Source organism: Pseudomonas sp. WPR_5_2 (genome assembly GCF_003634475.1).
In the GTDB taxonomy this organism is placed as follows: Bacteria; Pseudomonadota; Gammaproteobacteria; order Pseudomonadales; family Pseudomonadaceae; genus Aquipseudomonas; species Aquipseudomonas izuensis.
The window spans coordinates 1255047-1278262 of record NZ_RBLA01000001.1; the positions used below are offsets into that span (position 1 = coordinate 1255047).

Consider the following 23216-nt stretch of genomic DNA (forward strand, 5'->3'; position numbering starts at 1 on the left):
CGTCGCCCCTTTTTCTGCAGGACGTTTGCAATGACCACCGAAAAAACCAGCAGCAATCCGATCGAAGACATCTACCCGCTGTCGCCGCTGCAGCAAGGGATGCTGTTCCACTCCCTGCTGCACGAAGACTCCGGCGTCTACCTGATGCAGGATCGCTACCGCATCGGCGGCGCCATCGATGAAGTCGCCTTCCTCGAATCCTGGCGTCAAGTCGTTGCGCTGCACCCTTCCCTGCGCGCCAGTTTCCAGTGGAAGACCCAGAAGCAACCGGTGCAGGTGATCCACCGCGAGGTCAAGGTACCGCTGGACACGATCGACCTGCGCGGGCTCGCCCCGCACGAACAGGAAGCGCGAATCCGCACCTTGCTGGCGGACGAACAGAAAACCGGTTTCAACCTGTCGAAGCCGCCGCTGATCCGCTTCCGCCTGGTGCGGTTGGGCGATGAGTCCTACGAGTTCATTCGCAGCTTTCACCACATCCTGATGGACGCCTGGTGCATCTCGCTGGTGACCGTGGACTTCCTCAAGGTCTACGAAGCGCTGTGCAACGACCGCACGCCGCAGCTCAAGGCGCCGCGTCCGTTCCGTGACTACATCCAGTGGCTGCAACGCCAGGACGCGACCAAGGCCGAGCAGTTCTGGCGCGGCCGGTTGCAGGGGCTCAATGCGCCGACGCCATTGACCGTGGACAACGGCGTGACCCGCGACCGCTACACCGACGCGGTGCTGGTGGACGATCGACTGATTCACCTGACCGAGCAGGAAACCCAGGCCCTGGCGGCGTTCTGCCGCAACCGTCGGATCACTCAGAACACCTTCTTCCAGGGCGTGTGGTCGCTGCTGCTGTCCCGTTACAGCGGGCAGCGGGACGTCATGTTCGGCGTCACCGTGGCCGGCCGCCCGGCGGAACTGACCGGTGTCGCAGAGATGATCGGCCTGTTCATCAACACCCTGCCCTTGCGCGTTTCGGTGGACCCCGAGGCATCGCTTGGCCAGTGGCTGAGCGCGCTGCAAGGGCTGAACGTCGACATGCGCGACTATGAGCACACACCGCTGACCGACATTCAGGGCTGGAGCGATTTCCCCCGGGGCGAAACCCTGTTCGACAGCATCCTGGTGTTCGAAAACGCACCGATCGACGAGCAGATTCTGGAAGGCGGATTCCAGTTCAGTCTCGATGGCATGGACCACAGCGTCCACACCCACTACGGCCTGACCGTGGTGATCCTGCCTGAAGAACGACTGGGCATTCGCGTGTCCTACGACCGCGAACGCTTCGAAGCGGCGACTATCGAGCGCCTGCTCGGCCACCTGGCCACGCTGGTGTGCGGCATGCTCGCCGCGCCGGACGCCACGCTGGGCAGCTTCGAGCTGCTGGCCGGCGACGAGCGCCAGCAACTGCTGGGCGAATGGGCGGTCAACCCGCACGAGTTTCCACTGGAGCAAAGCTACGCGCAGCTGTTCGCTGCACAGGTCGCCCAGCGTGGCGATCAGGTGGCCGCGATCTGCGACGGTGAATCCCTGACCTACACCGAGCTGGATAAGCGCGCCACGCGCCTGGCCCACGCGCTGCGGGAAGCGGGTGCCGGCGAGGACCGGTTGGTTGCATTGGTCGCCCCTCGCGGCCTGCCTTTGCTGACCATGATGATCGCAGTGTTCAAGGCCGGCGCGGCGATGCTGCCGCTGGAAGTCAATCACCCGCCGGAGCGCCTGCGGGAAATCCTCACCCTGTCCCGTGCACCGTTGCTGGTGGGCAGTGATGCGTGCAGCGGCCTGCTCGATCAGCTGCTGAGCGGCCTCGATCAAGCGCCCACCGCGCTGTTGGCCGAAGCCTGCTGGAACGCTGGCAAGGATGCGCCACTGCCGTTGCTCGGCCGCCCGGACAGCTTGGCCTACGTGCTGTTTACCTCGGGTTCGACCGGCACGCCCAAGGGCGTGATGATCGAACAACGGGGCATGCTCAATAACATCTTCGGCAAGGTGCCGGCCCTGGGGTTGAACGCCAACGACCGGATTCCGCAAACCGCATCCGTGGCCTTCGACATTTCCGTGTGGCAGTTCCTCGCCGCACCGGTGCTGGGTGCCACCGTGCAGATCCTGCCGGACGAGGTGGCCCATGACCCGCAGCGCCTGTTGCAGGTACTCGCCGGCGAGCGCCTTAGCGTGCTGGAAATCGTTCCGAGCCTGATGCGCACCTTGCTCGCGCTGTGCCCGTGCGACCTGCCATTGCCCGACCTGCGCTGGGTGCTACCCACCGGTGAAGCACTGCCGCCGACCGTGGCCCGCGACTGGTTCGCGCGCTTCCCTGACATCGCCCTGATGAACGCCTACGGCCCCGCCGAGTGCGCCGACGACGTGGCGTTCCAGCCGATTGTCGAAGCGCCGGATGCCGACGTCAGCCACATGCCCATCGGCCAGCCAACCGCCAACAACCGCTTGTATGTACTGGATGAGTCCCTGCGACCGGTGCCGGTCGGCGTGGCCGGGGAAATCTGTGTCGGTGGTGTCGGCGTTGGCCGTGGTTACCTGCACGACCCACAACGCACTGCAGACGCCTTCATCGATCACCCGACGCTTGAAGGACGCCTCTACCGCACCGGCGACCTCGGACGCTGGCGCGCCGATGGCGTGATCGAATACCTCGGCCGCCGCGACCAGCAGGTCAAGCTGCGCGGGCACCGCATCGAACTGACGGAGATCGAACACCGCCTGGCCCAGCACCCGAACGTGCGCGAGGCTGCCGTGTTGCTGCGGGAAACCAGCGCCGGCGAAGCCTGGCTGGTGGCTTACTGGTCAGCTCACGACGAGTCCCTGGGCAGCGACGGCCTTGGCGATCACCTGCGTACGCAATTGCCGCCGTACATGGTGCCGGCGGCGTTCGTCTGCCTGGAAAAATTGCCGCTGAACGCCAACGGCAAGGTCGACCGCAAGGCCCTGGCCGCCCGGGAATTGAACTGGCAGGCCGATACGCAGGAAAGCATCGCCCCACGCAACCCACTGGAAGCGGCCGTGGCCAAAGTCTGGGCCGAAGTGCTGGGCCGCGACAGTGTCGGCGTGGAAGACAACTTCTTCACCCTCGGCGGGCACTCGCTGCTGGCCACGCAGATCGTGGCGCGGCTGCGGGCGCACTTCAAACTCGACCTGCCGTTGCGGGTGCTGTTCGAACAACCGACCGTGGCGTTGCTGGCACTGGCGATTGCCGCCCGCCAGGCCGCGGCCGCCATGCCCCAAGCAGCGGCGAACCAGGGGCTGACAACCCGGCCACGGCCGGCGTTGCTGCCACTGTCGTTCTCGCAACAGCGCCTGTGGTTCATCGAGCAACTGACGCCGGGCACCACCCTGTTCAACATTCCCTTCGCCCTGCACTTGAACGGTGAACTGAACGTCGAAGCCCTGCACACCAGCCTCAACGACCTGCTGGTGCGCCACGAAATCCTGCGCACCGGTATCCGCAGCACCGACGGCGTACCCTGCCAGCACATCAGTGATGCGCTGAGCATCGAATTGCCGTTCGACGACCTGTCTGGCCTCACTGCCACCGCCCGTGAAGGCGCGCAGTTCAACGCCCTGCAGGACACCTTCGAGCAACCCTTCGACCTGACCCACCCGCCGTTGCTGCGTGCGCGCCTGCTGCGCCTGGCGCCACAGGAACACGTGCTGGGTATCGCCCTGCATCACCTGGTGTCGGACGCCTGGTCGGCGACCATTGCCTTGCGCGAACTGGCCCTGGGGTATGAAGCCCGCTGCAACGGCCAAGCGGCTGAACTGCCGGCCCTGCCAGTGCAATACGCCGACTTCGCCCTGTGGCAACGCGAGCATCTGCAAGGCGCGGAACTCAAGCGCCAGCTCGACTACTGGACCAAAACCCTGGACCGCAGCAACAGCGAAGGCAGCCCGTTGCTGGCCTTGCCGACCGATCTGCCACGGCCATCGGTGCAAACCTACCGCGCCGGCCTTGTGCAACGCGAACTGAGCGCCGATCTCAGCGCCCGGGTGCAAGCCTTCGCCAGCCGCCTCGGCACCACGCCCTTCACCGTATTGTTCGCCGGTTTCGCCGTGCTTATGCACCGCTTGAGCGGCGACGCCACGGTACTCATCGGCACCCCGGTCACTCACCGTGAGCAACCGGGCACCGAAGGCTTGCTCGGCATTTTGCTGAACAACCTGGCCATCCGCGCCGACTTCGAAGCGCAGGCGGACTTCACCGCGCTGGTCGGCCAGGTCGCCACGCGTCTGCGCGAAGGCCTGCAACATCAGGACCTGCCGTTCGAGCAACTGGTGGACAGCCTGCAACTGCCGCGCAGCCTCAGCCACGCGCCGCTATATCAGGTGATGGTCGCCCAGCAACTGGCCATGGAATCGCGCTTGCGCTTCCCGGGCCTGGAGTTCGAAGCCCTCGACACGCCGCTCAAGCAATCGGAATGCGATCTGGACCTGCACGTGCTGTGCCCGGCCAATGCGCCGATCCAGCTGGAACTGATGTTCGCCCTGGACCTGTTTGTCGCCGACAGCGCGCGGCAGACCCTCGCCCGCCTCGAACACCTGCTCGAACAAATGCTCGCAGAGCCGCAGCGCCCGGTGGCCGCCCTGCCGCTGCTGATGGATGCGGAATGGCAACGCACCGTGGTCGAGTGGAACCGCACCGACATGGAGGTGCCACAGCACCTGACCTTCGCCCAGCTGTTCGAACAGCAGGCCGAGCGCACCCCGGACCGCGATGCCCTGTGCTTCGAAGGCCAAAGCCTGAGCTACGGCGAACTGAATCGCCGGGCCAACAAGGTCGCGCATTACCTGCGCAGCCGTGGCGTGGTGGCCAATCGTCCGGTGGCCCTGTGTGTCGAGCGTTCGCTGGAGCTGCTGGTCGGCCTGCTGGGCATCCTCAAGTCCGGCGGTGCCTATGTGCCGCTCGACCCGACCTACCCGGTGGATCGCCTGGCCTACATGCTCGAAGACGCGCAACCGGCGCTGTTCCTCGGCCAGCAAGGCCTGCTGGAGCAGCTAGGCAGCGATTTGCCGCGCCTGCGCCTGGATACCGACGCGGCGCTGTTCGCCGATCAGCCGGACAGTAACCTCGCCCCTCTCTCCGGGCCCGACGACCTGGCCTACATCATGTACACCTCCGGCTCGACCGGTAAGCCCAAGGGCACCCTGGTCACCAACGGTTCGGTGGTCAACCTGGCGTGGGCGCGTATCCATGGCCTGTATCGCCGCTACACCGACCAGCCGATGCGCACCAGTTTCAACTACTCGTTCGCCTTCGACAGTTCAGTGGCCGAGCTGATCCTGCTGCTCGACGGCCACAGCCTGTACCTGACCCCGGAAGAGGTGCGTTACGACCCCGAGGCGCTGGCGCGGTTCTTCCGCGACACCCGCCTGGACGCGTTCGAATGCACCCCGGCGCAGCTCAAGGCGCTGCTCGAAAGCGACCGCGTGCGCCGTGGCGAGGTCTACCTGCCGCGCTTCGTGCTGTTCGGTGGCGATGCGGTGGACGCGCAACTCTGGCAGCGCCTGCCGTCGATTGCCGGCAGCCGCTTCTTCAACACCTACGGCCCGACCGAATGCACCGTGGACGCCACCGGCTGTGCGGTGGACGACTTCCCGGCCCGCCCGATCATCGGCCGGCCCATCGCCAACGTGCGCACTTATGTGCTCGACGCGTGGCTGAACCCGATGCCGGTGGGCGTTCCGGGCGAGCTGCACATCGGCGGCGCGGGCGTGACCCTGGGTTACCTTAACCGCGCCGAACAGACCGCGAAAGTGTTCATCGAGGATCCGTTCTCGCCGCTGCCCAATGCGCGGATGTACAAGTCCGGCGACCTGGTGCGCTGGCTGCCGGATGGCCAACTGGAATACCTGGGGCGCATGGACCATCAGGTGAAAATCCGTGGTTTCCGCGTGGAACTGGGGGAAATCGAAGCCCTGATCGGCGCCCAGCCGGGCGTGCGTCAGTCCGTGGTACTGGCCCGTGAGGACGTGCCCGGCGACAAGCGCCTGGTGGCTTACGTCACCTGCGACGGCCAGGCCGATGTCAACGCGTGGCGCAAAACCATCGGCGCCGCCCTGCCCGACTACATGGTGCCGTCGGCCTTCGTCGTGCTCGATGAGTTGCCGCTGACCGACAACGGCAAACTCAATCGCAAGGCCCTGCCGGCGCCGGACATTCAAGCGGAGCCGGACGCGCAGGACCCGCCGCGCACTTTGGCCGAACAGCAACTGGCAGCACTGTGGTCCGAGCTGCTCAACGTGCCGCTGACGCAGGTCGGTCGCGACAGTCACTTCTTCTATATGGGCGGTCACTCGCTGCTGGCGGCGCAGCTGTTTGCCCGTCTGCGTCAACAGTTCGCGACGGTCCCGGCGCTGCGTGCGGTGTTCGAACACCCGACGCTCGAAGCGCTCGCCGCGCTGCTCGGCGAGCCACTGCAAGCGCAGGCCGTGACCTGGACAACAGCGCAACGTCCTGCGCGCCTGCCGCTGTCTTTCGAACAGCAACGCCTATGGTTCCTCGAACAACTGAGCGCCGGTGGCGGTGAATACAACGTGGTCAGTGCCGTGCAGTTCGACGGTGAGCTGAATGTCTCAGCCTTGCAGTCGGCGCTGAATGCAGTGGTCGCGCGGCATGAAATCCTGCGCAGCCGCATCGTGCGTGAGGCCGACGGCGAACTGGCGCTGGCCATCGAACCCCAGGCCCTCATCCCGCTGCGCGTGGCAACACTGCACGCTGACAGCGCCGAAGCCTGGGAGCAATTGGGCTGTGAGGCGACCCACTCCGAAACCGGGTACCGTTTCGACCTCGCGACTCAGCTGCCGATTCGCGCCACGCTGATTCAACGCAGCGGCCACGACCAGGCGCTATTGCTGCTGAACGTGCACCACTGCGCCACCGATGACGCGTCCAGCCAGAACCTGCTGGATGAACTGGCGCGTTTCTACAGTGCCCAGTGCCAGAGCAGCGTTGCCGAGTTGCCGAACCTGACCGTGCAATACCCGGATTACGCGCTCTGGCAGCGTCAGCCAGAGCAACAAGCGCTGTTCCGCGATCAACTCGACTACTGGCGCACGCAACTGGAGGATGGCGACTACCTGTTGGACCTGCCAACCAAACAGGCTCGGCCGAACCAGCTCGACCCGGTCGCCGGTGCGGTGCAATTGCAACTGCCACCGGAACTGGCAGGACGCTTGCGTCAGTTCGCCCAGCAACGTGGCGCCACCCTGTACATGCTGATGCTCAGCGCCGCGCAATTGCTGCTGGGGCGTTATGCCAACCAACGCGACGTGCGCTTCGGCAGCCCGGTCGCCCAGCGCCCGCTGGCCGAGTTGCAGCCGCTGATCGGTTGCTTCGTCAACACCGTGGTGATGCGCGCCGACCTCGATCCGGCGCTAAATTTCGAAGGCCTGCTGAGCCAGGTGCGCAACCGCGTGCTCGACGCACAGCAACATCAGGACGTGCCGTTCGATCAGGTGGTCGAAACCCTGAACCCGGCCCGCAGCCTCGGCCAGACGCCGCTGTTCCAGGTGCTGTTCGTGATGCAGAACGCCGACGCCTCGGCCAGCCAGTGGCCGCAGTTGCAAGTGCGTGAGCAGGCAGTGAAGGCGCAAGCCACCAAATACGACCTGAACTGGGAAGTGCACGACGGCGAGGTGCTGTCGGTGTTGCTGGAATACCGCGCCGCGCTGTTCAGCGAAACCACCGTCAAGCGTTGGCTGGCGCAATGGCAAGCACTGCTGGAAACCATGCTCGATGCGCCGCAGACCCGTCTCGCCGACTGGTCGCCGTTGGCTGAATCCGAGCGCAAGCAGCAACTGATCCAGTGGAACGCCACCGAGCGCCACTACGCTGGCCCGAGCAACCTGCACACGGCCCTGAGCCAACAGGCCGCCCTGACCCCCAACGCCCCGGCGCTGGTGTTCGAAGGCCAGCGCCTGAGTTATGCCGAGCTGGATCATCGTGCACAACAGGTCGCCCGTGCCCTGCGCGCGGCCGGCATCGGTCGCGAGTCCATCGTGCCGGTGTGCATGGAGCGTTCCGTGGACATGGTCGTCGCCCTGCTCGGCATCGTGCATGCCGGCGCGGCGTGGTTGCCGCTGGATCCGGAACTGCCGACCGCGCGGCTGGCGTTCCTCATTGAAGACGCCGATGCCCAGGTCACCCTGACCCAGCCACAGTGGCTGTCGCGTCTACCCGCCGGTCACAGCGCCTGGACCCTCGACACCCTGCCACCGGCGCCCGCCGTTGAACCGCTGAGCGTTGAACCGAACGACCTGGCCTACGTGCTCTACACCTCCGGCTCCACCGGTCAGCCCAAGGGCGTGATGAACGAACACGGCGCCCTGATGAACCGCATCCACTGGATGCAGGACGCCTTCCCGATTGGGCCGAACGACCGCGTGTTGCAGAAGACCCCGTACAGCTTCGACGTGTCGGTGTGGGAGTTCTTCTGGCCGCTGATCAGCGGCGCCACGCTGGTGGTCGCCCGCCCGGACGGCCATCGCGACCCGGCGTATCTGAGCCAGTTGATCCGCCAGGAACAGGTCACCACCCTGCACTTCGTGCCGTCAATGCTGCGTGCCTTTGTCGAGGAACCGACGCTGGCCGAGTGCCGCAGCCTGCGTCAGGTGTTCGCCAGCGGCGAGGCGCTGCCGGCGGACCTGGTGCGGCGTTTCATGGGCCAGCACCCGGCGGCGCTGGTCAACCTCTATGGCCCGACCGAAGCGGCGATTGACGTCTCGGTCTGGCGCTGCTCGGTGGACGACCTGATCGTGCCTATCGGCAAACCCATCGCCAACCTGCGCCTGTACATCCTCGACGAAACCATGCAACCGCTGCCGATCGGCAGCATCGGCGAGCTGTACATCGGCGGTGTCGGCGTGGCGCGCGGTTACCTGAAGCGGACGGACCTGACCGAGGAACGTTTCCTCGCCAGCCCGTTCATCGACGGTGATCGCCTGTACCGCACCGGCGACCGTTGCCGCTTCCTCGCCGATGGCAACATCGAATACCTCGGCCGTCTGGACCATCAGGTGAAGCTGCGCGGACAGCGGATCGAACTGGGGGAAATCGACGCCGAATTGCTGGTACAGACAGGCGTGCGCGATGCCGCCACGCTGTTGCTGGATCAGCGTCTGGTGAGTTTCTGGTGGGGTGAGGCGGATCAAGTCGCGCTGCAAAAAGCTTTGGTCGACAACCTGCCGTCGCACATGGTCCCGAGCCTGTTGGTACGACTGGACAGCCTGCCGCTCAACAGCAACGGCAAGCTCGACCGCAAGGCCCTGGCCGCCACGGCACTGCCGCAAATCAACCGTGATCAACCGCATACGGCGCCGCGCAACGCCATTGAAACCGTGCTCTGCGAGCTGTTCAGCGAATTGCTGGAATGCCCGTCGGTGGGCATCGAGGATCACTTCTTCCAGCTGGGCGGCCATTCCTTGTTGGCTACCCGTCTGGTCGCCCGCGTCCGTGAACGCCTCGGTGCGACGCTGCCGCTGGCGGTGGTATTCGCCCAGCCAACGGTGGCGGCCTTGGCCGATCATCTGCGCGCAGCGGCACCGGGCGAACAGATCACGGCACAACCGCGTCCGGCACAGTTGCCGCTGGGCCTGGCACAGCGACGGTTCTGGATGCTCAGCCGCCTGGTGCCGGATTCCCGCGAATACCACATGCCCTTCGCCCTGACCTTGCGTGGCGAGGTTCAGGTTCAAGCCTTGCGTGAGGCGTTCGAGCAAGTCAGCGAGCGCCACCTGGTGCTGCGCAGCCGCATTGTTGAACTCAACGGCGAACCGCAGTTGCTGATCGACGATCAGGGGCCGGCGCTGGCGGTGACTTCCGTCATCCAACAGGACTGGATCTCGGCCTGCTCTGATGCCGAAAACGCCTTGATGGCGCCTTTCGATCTGGCAACCGCCGCACCGTGGCGCGCACACCTGCTGCAACGCCGGGACAGCGACGAAAACCGCCTGCTGGTGTGCCTGCACCATAGCGCTACCGACGGCTGGGCCATGCAGTTGCTGATCGACGAACTGGCCCAGGCCTACAGCGCCGCCCTGAACGGGCAAGCGCCCGGCTGGACCGCGCTGGACATCGACTATGTCGATTTCGCCCTGTGGCAACAGCACCCGGACACCCAGGCCCGGCGCAATGAAAGCCTCGACTACTGGAAAAACCAACTGGGCCAGGATGACTACCAGCTCGATCTGCCGCTGGACCACCCTCGTGGCGCCGAAGCGGACCGTCGTGCCGGGCAACTGACCGTCAGTCTTGGTACCCAGCGTGCCGAAGCGATCCGCCAGTTCGCCCGCCAACGCGGCACCACGGCCTACGTGATACTGGCCACTGCCCTGAGCGCCTTGCTCGCCCGCTACAGCGGCCAGCGTGACATTCGCCTCGGCACCCCGGCCGACCAGCGCGACCAGCCGCAAACCCAGGCGCTGCTGGCGTGTCTGGTGAACACGCTGGTGATCCGCAGCGACGTCGATCAACAAGCCCCGGCCGAGCAACTGCTCGCCAACCTTGAAGCCAATCTGCGTGCGGCCCAGGCCCACGCCGATCTGCCCTTCGCAACATTGGTCGGCGCCGTGGCCCAGCGCCGCGACCTGAACCGCACGCCGCTGTTTCAGGTGCTGTTCTCCCTTAACCACGGACGCATGGACAGCCGCCAGTGGCCGGGCCTGGACATCGAAGAGCAGATGCTGCCGGTGATCGACGCCAAGTTCGAACAGAGCTGGGAAGTCCAGGACGACGGCAGCGACATGACCCTCGCCCTTGAATACCAGGCGCCGTTGTTTGACGAGGCCACGATGCAGCGTTGGAGCACACAATGGTGTGCCTTGCTGGACGCGCTGGTGGCTGCACCGCAGCGGTCGCTGGTCGAGCTGTTCCCGCAACAACAGGACCAGCAGCAACTGGATCGCTGGAACGCCACCGAGCGCCTTTATTCCGGCCCGAGCAACCTGCATACGGCGCTCAACCAGCAAGCGGCCTTGACCCCCAACGCTCCGGCGCTGGTGTTCGAAGGCCAGCGCCTGAGTTATGCCGAGCTGGATCAACGTGCGCAACAAGTCGCCCGCGCCCTGCGCGCGGCCGGCATCGGTCGCGAGTCCATCGTGCCGGTGTGCATGGAGCGTTCCGTGGACATGGTCGTCGCCCTGCTCGGCATCGTGCATGCCGGCGCGGCGTGGTTGCCGCTGGATCCGGAACTGCCGACCGCGCGGCTGGCGTTCCTCATCGGAGACGCCGATGCCCAGGTCACCCTGACCCAGCCGCAGTGGCTGTCGCGTCTACCCGCCGGACGCCATACCGCACATCAGGCCTGGACCCTCGACACCCTGCCACCGGCGCCGGCCGCTGAACCGCTGAGCGTTGAACCGAATGACCTGGCCTACGTGCTCTACACCTCCGGTTCCACGGGCCAGCCCAAGGGCGTGATGAACGAACACGGCGCCCTGATGAACCGCATCCACTGGATGCAGGACGCCTTCCCGATTGGGCCGAACGACCGCGTGTTGCAGAAGACCCCGTACAGCTTCGACGTGTCGGTGTGGGAGTTCTTCTGGCCGCTGATCACCGGCGCCACGCTGGTGGTCGCCCGCCCGGACGGCCATCGCGACCCGGCCTACCTCAGCCAGTTGATCCGCCAGGAACAGGTCACCACCCTGCACTTCGTGCCGTCGATGCTGCGTGCCTTTGTCGAGGAACCGACGCTGGCCGACTGCCACAGCCTGCGTCAGGTGTTCGCCAGCGGCGAGGCGCTGCCGGCGGACCTGGTGCGGCGTTTCATGGGCCAGCACCCGGCGGCGCTGGTCAACCTCTATGGTCCGACCGAAGCGGCGATTGACGTCTCGGTCTGGCGCTGCTCGGTGGATGACCTGATCGTGCCGATTGGCCAACCGATCGCCAACCTGCGCCTGTACATCCTCGACGCAGCGATGCAGCCATTGCCCATCGGCAGCATCGGCGAGCTGTACATCGGCGGTGTCGGCGTGGCTCGCGGTTACCTCAAGCGGGCGGACCTGACCGAGGAACGCTTCCTCGCCAGCCCGTTCATCGACGGTGATCGCCTGTACCGCACCGGCGACCGCTGCCGCTTCCTCGCCGATGGCAACATCGAATACCTCGGCCGTCTGGACCATCAGGTGAAGCTGCGTGGGCAGCGGATCGAGCTGGGCGAGATCGATGCAGCCCTGCTCAATCAACCTGCCATTACCGGCGCCTGCACCCTGGTGATCGACAACCGGCTGGTGGCGTTCTACAGCGCCAGTGCGCCGCAACCGGAGCTGGGCGCACTGCTCACCGCCGAGCTGCCGGCGTACATGATCCCGGCGGTATGGATCGAAGTACCGGCCCTGCCACTGACCACCAACGGCAAGATCGACCGCAAGGCCCTGGCGGCCCTGCCATTGCCGCAGACGCAGGAAGACCGCGTCGCCCCGCGCAATGAACTGGAAGCGCTGCTCTGCCAGCTGTTCGGCGAACTGCTCGGTGAAGCCTTGACCGGTGGCCGCGAAGTCGGCACCTCGGACAGTTTCTTTGCCCTGGGCGGCGATTCGATTCTCGGCCTGAAGCTGATTTCGCGCCTGCGGGAACAGGGTTACTCGCTCACCCCAAAAGACCTGTTCCGCTCGCCGACCCCGGCGGCACTGGCACAGGTGGCCAGCCCATTGCTGACGCAGGCCGAACAAGGCGATGTGACCGGCGCCATGCCGCTGATCCCGCTGCATCAATGGTTCTTCGACCAACAGCAACCGCAGGCCGCGTACTGGAACCAGTCGGTGCTGGCCGACAGCGACCGTCGCCTGAACCCGGCAATGGTGCAGGCGACGCTGGATCGACTGGTGGCTCACCACGACGCCTTGCGCCTGCGCTTCAACGAGGCTGAAGGCCAATGGCAGGCGCATATCGCGCCAGTTTCGCCAGCGAAACTGACGTGCTGCGACCACCCAGAGCAATTGCAGCAAGTCGCACAAAGCCTCGACCTTGAACACGGCCCGCTGTTCGCCGCCGCCCTGCTCGAAGGCGAACCGCAACGCCTGTATCTGGTCGCGCATCACCTGGTGATCGATGCGGTGTCCTGGACGCCGCTGCTGGAAGATTTCCAGCAGTTGTATCAAGGCCTGGAACGTGGCGAGAGCCCAAGTCTGCCGGTGAAAACCACGTCCTACCGTCAATGGGCCGAGCACCTGCACGCCCACGCCGCCAAGGTCAGCGCCGAGCAGCGCTACTGGAACACCCAGACCTCGGTCAACGTTGCGCCAGTAGCCACGGTCGCCGAGCGCCAGACCCTGTCCGCCCGTTGGGACGCCACTCGCACCCACCAATGGCTGACCGAGTCCCACGCCGCCTACCGCACGCAACCGGAAGAGCTGTTGATCGCCGCCCTCGCCGCAACGCTGGCACAAGCCGAAAACCGTGCCGACATCGTCGTCGATCTGGAACGTCATGGTCGCGATGCGCCGTTCGAAGGCCTGGACGTCAGCCGCACCGTCGGCTGGTTCACCACCCTGTATCCACTGCGGGTCAATTCCAGCGGTGCCCCCGGCGACCGGGTGCGCAATGCCAAGGAAGCCCTGCGCGCAGTGCCAGGCCTGGGCCTCGGTCACGGGCTGCTGCGTCAACGGGGCGAGCTGCCGGCGAGCCGTGGTGACGTGCTGTTCAACTACCTCGGGCATGAACAGGCACCCGCAGGTTGGTTGCGCGCCAGCAGCCTGAAGTCACCGGCGGAAACCGCCCAAGCCAACCGGGTCAGCCATGGCCGTGAAGTGGTGGCCTGGCTGGAAGACGGCGCGTTGCACATCGAGTGGCACAGCGTCACCCCGACCGCCGACAGCCGCCTGCCCGCTCGCCTGCTCGAACACTTGCAAGCGCTGGTCGAGCATTGCCTCGACCCGCAGGCCGGAACGCTGATGCCATCGGACTTCCCGCTGGCCAAAGGCATGAACCAGGCCACCCTCGACACCCTGCTCAAGCGACTGGGGCCGAAGAAGTGAGCCCCGTTATCGCCCTGTACCTGACTTCGGAGTGCGCCGTTCGCGGCGCACGTGCCCCTTCGTATTTCTGGATTGAACACTGCTGCCATGCATGACCAAATCGAAAACATCTATTCGCTGACGCCCCTGCAAAAAGGCCTGCTGTACCACGAGGCCTACGCCCCCGAGTCGCGGGTGTACTACCAGCAGATGAACATCGGCCTGGCCGGTGAGTTGGATATCGACGCCTTCCGTCAGGCCTGGACGACCCTGATCCAACGCCACGGGGTGTTGCGCACGGCGTTCCTCTGGGAGGAGCTGGACGACGCCTATCAGGTCATCCTCAAGGAAGTCGATCTGCCGCTGCGGGAAGTCGATTTGCGCGGTCATTCGCAAGGACTGGCTGCACTGGCGGCCGAGGATCACGGGCAAGCATTCGAACTGGGTGCCGCACCGCTGATGCGCTTGACCCTGGCCCGTCTGGACGACCGGAGCGATCAGAAACACTGGTCGCTGCTGTGGACCCACCATCACCTGTTGCTCGATGGCTGGAGCGTCGGCTCGCTGCTGGCGGAGTGGCGCGACCTGTATCGCGCGGCACGCCGTGGCCAACAACCGCTGCTGGAGACCGTGCGACCGTTCCAGGACTACGTGGCCTACCTCGGCGAACGCCCTTCGGCAGACGAGTTCTGGCGCAGCCGCCTGGCGGACTTCGCCCATACCACTCGCGTTCCCGAATTCGACCCGCGCAGCCTGCTGGTCGACCCGGTCGAAGCGCACCTGCCCTGCACCGAGCATCAACTGACGCTGGACGTCGCGACCACTGCGCGCCTCAGCGGCTTCGCCCGGGACAACAACCTGACCGTCAACACCTTGCTGCAAGCGGCTTACGCTTACCTGCTGGGTCGCCATAACGGCAGCGACGAAGCCCTGATCGGCGTCACCGTGGCCGGGCGTCCGCAGCGTTTGAGCGGTGTCGAGCGCATGGTCGGGCTGTTCATCAACACCTTGCCGCTGCGCGTGCGCTGGGACGATGCGCCGACCGTCGGCCAATGGCTGGCGGGCATTCAGGACTGGAACGCCGAGATGCGCGAGCATGAACACACGCCGTTGGCGAGCCTGCGCGCATTGACTGCGTTGCCGCCCGGCGGCGAGCTGTTCGAAGCGATCATGGTCTTTGAAAACTTCCCGTTCCCCCGTGAACTGGATCAGATCGACGACAACCTGTTCGGCCTGCCGGAAGCTGAACACGCCACGCCGTTGCGCCACACCGGGGGACGCAACAACTATCCGATGTCGTTGATCGCTTCGATGGAAGGCGACTGCTTGCAGCTGCACCTGGTGCATCAGCGCAAGCGCCTGTCCGACGCGGCCGGTGCGCGCCTGTTGCAGCAACTGGTCACGCTAATCGACGAACTGAGCCACGATGCCGCCCGGCCACTGGCTGAAGTGCCGCTGTGCCCGGCACAGGAACTGAGCCTGACACGCACCTGGGGCAACGGTGCAGCTCTTGAACTACCTGACGCCCCGCTGCACGAACTGATCGCCGCCCAGGCTCGCCGCCATCCCGAGCGTGAAGCGCTGCGCGACGCCAACGTTGCGTTGAGCTACGGCGAACTGCTGGAAGCCTCCACCGGACTGGCCGGCGCCTTGCGCCAGCGTGGTCTGCAACCCGGCGATCGCGTGGCCCTGGCCCTGCCCCGGGGCAACGACGCCGTGATGTCGCTGCTGGCGGTGATGCAGGCCGGCGGCTGCTTCCTGCCGCTGGATCTGGGTCAACCGGCCTCGCGCCTGGGTGCGCTGATGGCCAGTGCCGACGTGGATTTCATCATCGGTGCGCCGACTTTCGATACTGCCTCTGCGCAAGTGATCGACGCCTCGGCCCGTGCCAGCGGCATCGAACTGCCGGCAGTGGACCCACAGGCCTGCGCCTACGTGATCTACACCTCCGGCTCCACCGGCACGCCAAAAGGCGTGCGCCTGTCCCACCGCGCCATCGTCGCCTATGTCAGTGGCATTCTGGCCGAACTGGGTTGTGCCGAGGCGCAACAACCGTGGCGCCATGCACTGCTTTCTACCTTGGCCGCCGACCTGGGTTACACCCAGTTGTTCGGTGCACTGGTCAGCGGCGGCAGCCTGCTGCTGGTGGACGACGACACCCGTGCCGACCCGAACGCTTTGGCGCAGCTGTTCAGCGAATACACCCCGGATCTGGTCAAGCTCACGCCCAACCACCTGCACGGACTGCTGGCGGCCCACCCAGACGCCCATCTGCTGCCCCGTCATGCCCTGCTGCTCGGTGGCGAGGCGCTGCAAGGCAGCCTGCTGGACACCGTCCGCTCGCTACGCCCGGACCTCGCGGTCTACAACCACTACGGCCCGACCGAAAGCGCCGTGGGCATTTGCCTGTCGCGCATCGACCAGCCACTGGCCGGGGTCCAGCCGCTGGGCCATCCGCAACCTAACCGCCAATTGCGGGTCATCGACAGTCAGGGTCAATCCTTGCCGGTCGGCGTACCGGGTGAGCTGTGGGTCGGCGGTGAAGGCCTGGCCATCGACTACCTGGGCGATCCGGCACAAACCGCCGCCCGTTTCGCCGCCGTCGCCGACCTGCCCCGCGCCTACCGCACGGGCGACCGTGTGCGCTGGCTGGAATCCGGCGAGTTGGCGTTCCTCGGCCGCGTCGACAATCAGATCAAGCTACGCGGCTACCGCATCGAACTGGGCGAAGTCGAGGCGCAGATCAAACGCCTGTCGAGCAACATCGAGCAAGTGTTGGTGCGCGTGGTGCAACCGGCCAACGAAACGCCGCGGCTGATCGGCTGGCTGGTGGCCAGCACCTCCCTGTCCACCGACAAGCTGCGCTCCGACCTGGCCCTGCGCGTACCGGACTACATGGTGCCGGCGGACTTCATCGCCCTCGACGCCATCCCGCTGAACGCCAACGGCAAGCCGGACATCGCCCGCTTGCCGCTGCCCGACGCCCCAGTCAGCCAGGACAGTTACGAGGCGCCGCGTGATGCAGTGGAAATCGCCTTTGCCGAAATCTGGCAGGACGTGCTGCAAGTCGAGCGCGTCGGCATCCATGACAACTTCTTTGCCCTGGGCGGCGACTCGATTCTCAACCTGCAAATCATCGCCCGTGCCCACCAGAGCGGCATGAAGCTGACACCCAAGCAGCTGTTCGAAAACCGCACCATCGCTGAAATCTCCGCGGTACTCAGCCAAGGGACGAACTACAGCCGCGACACCGCTTCTGTCGCACGCCATGTGCCGCTGACAGCCGGCCAGCATGCACGCCTCGAAGCAGGTCCCTTGAATGCTGACTGGCGCTGCGTGGCGCTGCATGCGCCGATCAGCGTCGAGGTGCTGAACCGCGCGGTGCTGGCCTTGCAGAAACAACACCGGGCACTGCAAATCGGCTTGGCTGAAGGGGTCGACGGCAGCTGGAAACAGACACTGCCGGGCACGCCGAAACCAGTCACTGCCAGCCGTCAGCCGCTGAATATCAAAGATTCGAAGGCACTGTCTGATCTGGCCGAAACCCTTCTGGCCGCGCTGGATCACGCCGCCGGCGAAGGCTGGCACGCCTGCCTGTCGGAACAGGGCGATGCCGTGCTGCTGGTGACCCATGCCCTGCGCCTGGACCCGGCTTCCTGGGCGTTGCTGATGACCGATCTGGCGCTGGCCGTGGCACAAGCTCAGTACGACCGCGCAATCGAGTTGCCCCATCACGGTGGCCACCTGGATGAATGGGCCGAACATCAACAGTCCCGTGCCGACGACGAGGACGGTCTGGAGTCGGCCTGGGAATACTGGCTGCAATACGCCGGTGAAAGCCTCTCGCCTGCCCCGCAAATGGACGCTCCGGTATCGACCTGCTGTGTGCGAATTGCCGAATCCCTCAACACTCGCCTGAACCTGCTGCAACGCCGCAGCCATGCCCCGTGGTCGTCGCTGGTGGCTACCGCCGTGGCGGTAGAACTGGCGGAACACGGCGCCGTTCAAGACGTCTGGCTGACCCTGGATCGCGGTCGTTGCGAGCGTGCGCGCTTGCCGCTCACCAGCGCCCTGAGCCGCACCGACTTCGACCCGGCCACGGTGATTGGCGCCCTGAGCCATGCCGTTCCCCTGCGTCTGAGCCTCGCACCGGCCGCCAACGCCACCGGCTGGCTCGCGCAGATCGACGCGCAACTGGCCGCCGCGCCGCACGCCGGTGATGATTACGGTGTACTGCGTTACCTGGCCGACAACGACTACCTGCGCGAACCGCTGCTGAGCCTGCCGAAACCGGCAGTCCATATCGTCATGGCCGGCGAATGGCAAACCCATGAAGGACCGCTGGGCGAGGTTATCGCCGCCAGCGCACCTGCCGATGCCAGCGGCCTGACCCTGTCCGTCAGCCTGCAACAGGGCCAATTGCACATCGATTGCCGTGGTCCGGGCGCCGAACATTGGGCCGAGGCGCTGGAACAGCGTCTGCACCAACTGGCCGCCGACGCCGAACAGGCCAGCCCCGGTGCCCATGCGTTCCCGCTGTGCCGAGCCGCCGGGCATGACCTGTCCGTGCTGGGCGCGAATTTCGACTGGGCCGGCATCGACGACCTGCTGCCCCTGTCGCCGATGCAGGAAGGCATGCTGTTGCACACCCTGTTGCGCCCCAACAGCGGCATCTACCTGATGCAGCAACGCTATCGCTGGGACGGCGAACTGGACCGCTGTGCCATCGAATACGCCTGGGCACAACAGCTGGCCCGGCACCCGATGTTGCGCACCGGTTTCTGGTGGCAGGACGGCAAGGCGGCGCTGCAATGCGTCTACCGAGACACCGACCCGGCCTTCGCCTGGTACGACTGGCGCGGGCTCGACGAAACCAGCCGCCAGCGCCAGATGAATGCGGTGCTGGACGCCGAATGCCGCCAGGGCTTCGACATGCGCCGGCCGCCGCTGACCTTCCTGCGGGTGTTCCAGGTCGCCGATCAGGAATTCCTGATCGTGCGCAGCTTCCATCACATCCTCACCGACGCCTGGTGCTTCGGCCTGTTGATGGCCGACCTGTTCGCCCACTATCAGGCGCGAGTCCTCGGCCAACCGGCGGCGCGTCCTTTGCTGCCGTCGTTCAGCAATTACATCCACTGGCTGCAATGCCAGGACAGCCGCGTCACCGAGCAATTCTGGACCCGCGAACTGGCCGGTTTCAGCGCGCCGACGCCATTGGTGGTGGATCGCCCGGCCGTGGCCGAGCAAGCAGTCGAAGCGGTGGCCAACCTCGACGTCACCCTGTCGATTGCCGATACCCGCGCCCTGACCGCGCTGTGCCAACAGCACCAGCTCACGCCCAACACCTGGATTCAGGGCGCCTGGGCCTTGCTGCTGTCCCGTTACAGCGGCAGCGACGACGTGCTGTTCGGCGTCACGGTGTCGGGTCGTCCAACCGAATTGCCGGGTGTGGAAGACATCGTCGGGCTGTTCATCAACAGCCTGCCGCTGCGGGTCAAGGTGGATGATTCGCTAGCCGTGGTGCCGTGGCTGCAAGCACTGTTCGCCCACAACTTCGAGCTGCGCGCCTATGAACATGCGCCGCTGGTGGACATCCAGCGCTGGAGTGAAGTCGAGCACGGCCGTTCGCTGTTCGACAGCCTGGTGGTGTTTGAAAACGCGCCGTTCGATGCCGGCCTGTCGGACCGTCAGGTGGACTTCAACGTCGATATCTATGAAGACCGCGTGCACACCAACTACCCGATGACCGTGGTGCTGTACCCCGGCGATCGCCTGGGCATTCGCCTGACCTACGATGCCGCGCGCTTCGATACCGACACCGTGCAGCGCATGCTCGGCCACCTGCGGCAGTTGCTCACGCAAATGGTCGCCCAGCCGCAAGCACCGCTGGCCTCGCTGTCGTTGCTGACGCCAGAGGAACGCCAGACCCTACTGATCGACTGGAACCGCAGCGAGCTGGACCTCCCGCTGGACCAGACCTACGCGCAACTGTTCGCCGGGCAAGTGGCGGCGCATCCGCAGCGCATCGCTGCCGTCTGTGGCGCCGACAGCCTGACCTATGCCGAACTGGATCAGCGCTCCAACCGCCTGGCCCGTGCGCTGGTCGAGACCGGTGCTGGTCGCGACACTCTCGTAGCCTTGGCCGGCGAGCGTGGCCTGCCGTTGTTGAGCATGATGATCGCCGTACTCAAGGCCGGCGCGGCCTACCTGCCGCTGGACATCAAGCATCCGCCACAGCGACTGGGCGAGATTCTCGAACTGTCCGGCGCGCAGATCCTCATGACCAGCGCCAGTGCCGACCCGGTGATCGATCCGGCGCTGGCCGCCAGCACCGCCAAACCGCTGCGCCTGCGCACCGAAGCCCTGTGGCTGGCGGGTGACGCAACGCCATTGAACATCGCGGGCAGCCCCGATGACCTGGCCTATGTGATCTTCACCTCGGGCTCCACCGGCACACCGAAAGGCGCGATGGTCGAGCAACGGGGCATGCTCAACAACATCTTCGGCAAGGTGCCGACCCTGGGCCTGTCGGGCGCGGACCGGATTGCCCAGACCGCCTCCCCGGCGTTCGACATTTCGGTGTGGCAGTTCCTCGCCGCGCCGATCCTCGGTGCCACCGTGCACATCCTGCCGGATGTGATTGCTCATGATCCCGAGCGCCTGTTGCAGGCGTTGGAAGCGCAACAACTGTCGGTGCTCGAAGCGGTGCCGACGATGATCCGCGCCCTGCTCGACCTGGCCGCTGCCGATACACAGCTGTCGGCCCTGCGCTGGCTGTTGCCGACCGGTGAGGCCCTGCCGCCGGCCCTGGCCCAGGCGTGGCTGAGCCGTTTTGCCCACGTGCCGCTGATGAACGCCTACGGTCCGGCGGAATGCTCGGACGACGTGGCCTTCCACCCGCTGACCGAGGTCCCGAGCGAAGCTGGCAACGCCATGCCGATTGGCCGGCCGACCGCCAACAACCACCTGTACCTGGTGGACGCAGCACTGCGTCCGGTGCCGGTAGGCGTTCCGGGCGAAATCTGCGTCGGTGGTGTCGGCGTCGGTCGCGGTTACCTCAACGACCCGGAAAAAACCCGGGCGGCTTTTGTCGCGCACCCATTCGAGCCCGGTGCCCGCTTCTACCGCACCGGCGACCTGGGACGCTGGCGTGCGGACGGGGTGCTCGAGTTCCTCGGGCGTCGCGATCAGCAGGTGAAAATCCGTGGCCACCGTATCGAACTGGGGGAAATCGAAGATCACCTCGGTCGTCATCCGGCCGTGCAAGCAGTGGCCGTCATCGTCAACGCCGACCAGCGTGGCGAGCTGCAACTGGTCGCTTACTGGGTCGGCGACGACACCCCGGTGGCGGTGCTGCGCGACTGGCTGGGCCAACGCCTGCCGTCGTACATGGTGCCCGCTCATTGGCAACCGCTGGAGGCCTTGCCGCAGAACGCCAATGGCAAGGTCGACCGCAAGTTGCTGACCGCGCGCCCCCTGGACCACCAGGAGCTGAACGTGCAACGGCCGCTGAGCAGTGAAACCGAACAGCAACTGGGGGCAATCTGGACACAGATACTGAACGTGACGTCTATCGGCGCCGACGACAACTTCTTCGCCCTCGGCGGACACTCGCTGCTGGCCACGCTGGTGGTCTCGCGGATTCGCAGCCAGCTCGCGGTGGACCTGCCGCTGCGTGCTGTGTTCGATCACCCGGTGCTGGAAAACCTCGCCCGTGCCATCGACCACGCGCGCCTGCAAGCGGCGCCTGTCGCCCTGCCAGCGATCACCCAGGCTTCGCGTTCGCAACCGCTGCCGTTGTCGTTCGCTCAACAACGGCTGTGGTTCCTTGAACAGCTGAATCCTGGCTCCAGCGGATTCAACATCCCGTTCGCCCTGACCCTGACCGGGGCGCTGAATGTCGAAGCCCTGCGCCTGGCGTTCGAGCAACTGGTCGCTCGTCATGAGGTGCTGCGCAGTACCGTGCACAGCGATCACGGCGAACCTTGGCAGCGTATCGAAGCGGCGCAGGCGTTTGCCTTGCCGGTCAGCGATCTGCGGCAGGTGTCGGAACAGGAACCGGCCATCGAGGCGCAATTGGCTGAGGTCTTCGCCCAGCCGTTCGACCTGACCCGGGCGCCGTTGATTCGTGCGCGCCTTGTGCAACTGGACGGGCAAACCCATGTGCTGGCCATCGCCCTGCACCACATTGCCGTGGATGCCTGGTCCATCGCGCAACTGGTGGAGCAATTGGCCACCGACTACGCGGCATTCGGCACCGGGGCTGCCGGCATCGAGGTCCCGGCCCTGCAATACGCCGACTTCGCCGTTTGGCAACGCACGCACCTGCCCGGTCCGGTCTGGCAACAACAGCTGGGTTACTGGCGCCAGCAGTTGCAGGCCAGTCCTGCGCCGTTGTTGCTGCCGGGTGCCCAGACCCACGCACAGGCTCACGGTTGCGCCCGTCATCGCAGCCGCCTGCCGGCGTCGCTGGCGCAGGCTATCACCCAACTGGCCACGGCCCGCGAGGCGTCGCCGTTCATGGTGCTGCACAGCGCGCTGAACGTGTTGCTGCATCAACAGACCGGACGCGAGGACTTGCTGGTCGGCACTGATATCGCCAACCGTCATCATCAACAGACCGAAGACATGGTCGGCTTCTTCGTCAACCAGTTGGTGTTGCGCTGCCGCGTGACGCCGGAGCGGTCCTTCAATGAATTGCTCGGCGATGCACGACGCGTGGCGCTGGACGCTTTCGCCCACCAGGACTTGCCGTTCGACGCCCTGGTGGCCGACTTGCTGCCACAGCGGGACGCCCGCTACACGCCGTTCTTCCAGGTCAAACTGGTGGTGCAGAACACCCGCCAGCAAGACTTGCAGCTGCCGGGGCTGGCGATCAGCGAACGCGAACTTGCACCGCAAGCGGCAGATGTGGACCTGCTGATCAACGTGGTGGACGACGGCGACGGGCTGCTGGCGGTCTACGACTACGACACCAGCCGTTACGCCGCTGCCTACATCGAACTGCTCGACAGCCTGTTCGTGCGCCTGCTCGAACAATTGGCGCAGAACGCCGATCTCAGCGTCGCGCAATTGCTGGAGCCACTCAATCAACTGCAACAGGCCCGCCGCGACCAGGCCCAGGCAGCATTGCGCGAGGCCGGTAGCGCCCGCCAAAGCACCCTGGGCCAGGCCCGTCGCCGCAGTGTCGTGAAGGAGGCCGAACAATGATGGCTTTCGATCCCGCGACCCTCACGTCCCACTTTTTTGTACAGGTCTCA

2 protein-coding genes are annotated in these 23216 nt (G+C 65.7%); both read left to right on the plus strand.

Annotated elements, in window-relative coordinates:
• Nucleotides 1-30 precede the first annotated feature (30 nt).
• The gene (locus tag BJ917_RS05565) at nucleotides 31-13977 is read left to right on the plus strand and encodes a non-ribosomal peptide synthase/polyketide synthase (RefSeq protein ID WP_121102502.1); all 13947 of its coding nucleotides are present in this window, start codon (nucleotides 31-33) and stop codon (nucleotides 13975-13977) included.
• 87 nt (nucleotides 13978-14064) lie between these two features.
• Nucleotides 14065-23166 (plus strand): non-ribosomal peptide synthetase, encoded by a 9102-nt coding sequence (locus BJ917_RS05570; RefSeq protein ID WP_121102504.1) that lies wholly within the window; start codon nucleotides 14065-14067, stop codon nucleotides 23164-23166.
• The last annotated feature ends 50 nt before the right edge of the window (nucleotides 23167-23216 follow it).

Coding starts and splice junctions, on each gene's coding strand:
- BJ917_RS05570 (WP_121102504.1), top strand. CDS start 14,065: ATGCATGACCAAATCGAAAACATCTATTCGCTGACGCCCCTGCAAAAA.
- BJ917_RS05565 (WP_121102502.1), top strand. CDS start 31: ATGACCACCGAAAAAACCAGCAGCAATCCGATCGAAGACATCTACCCG.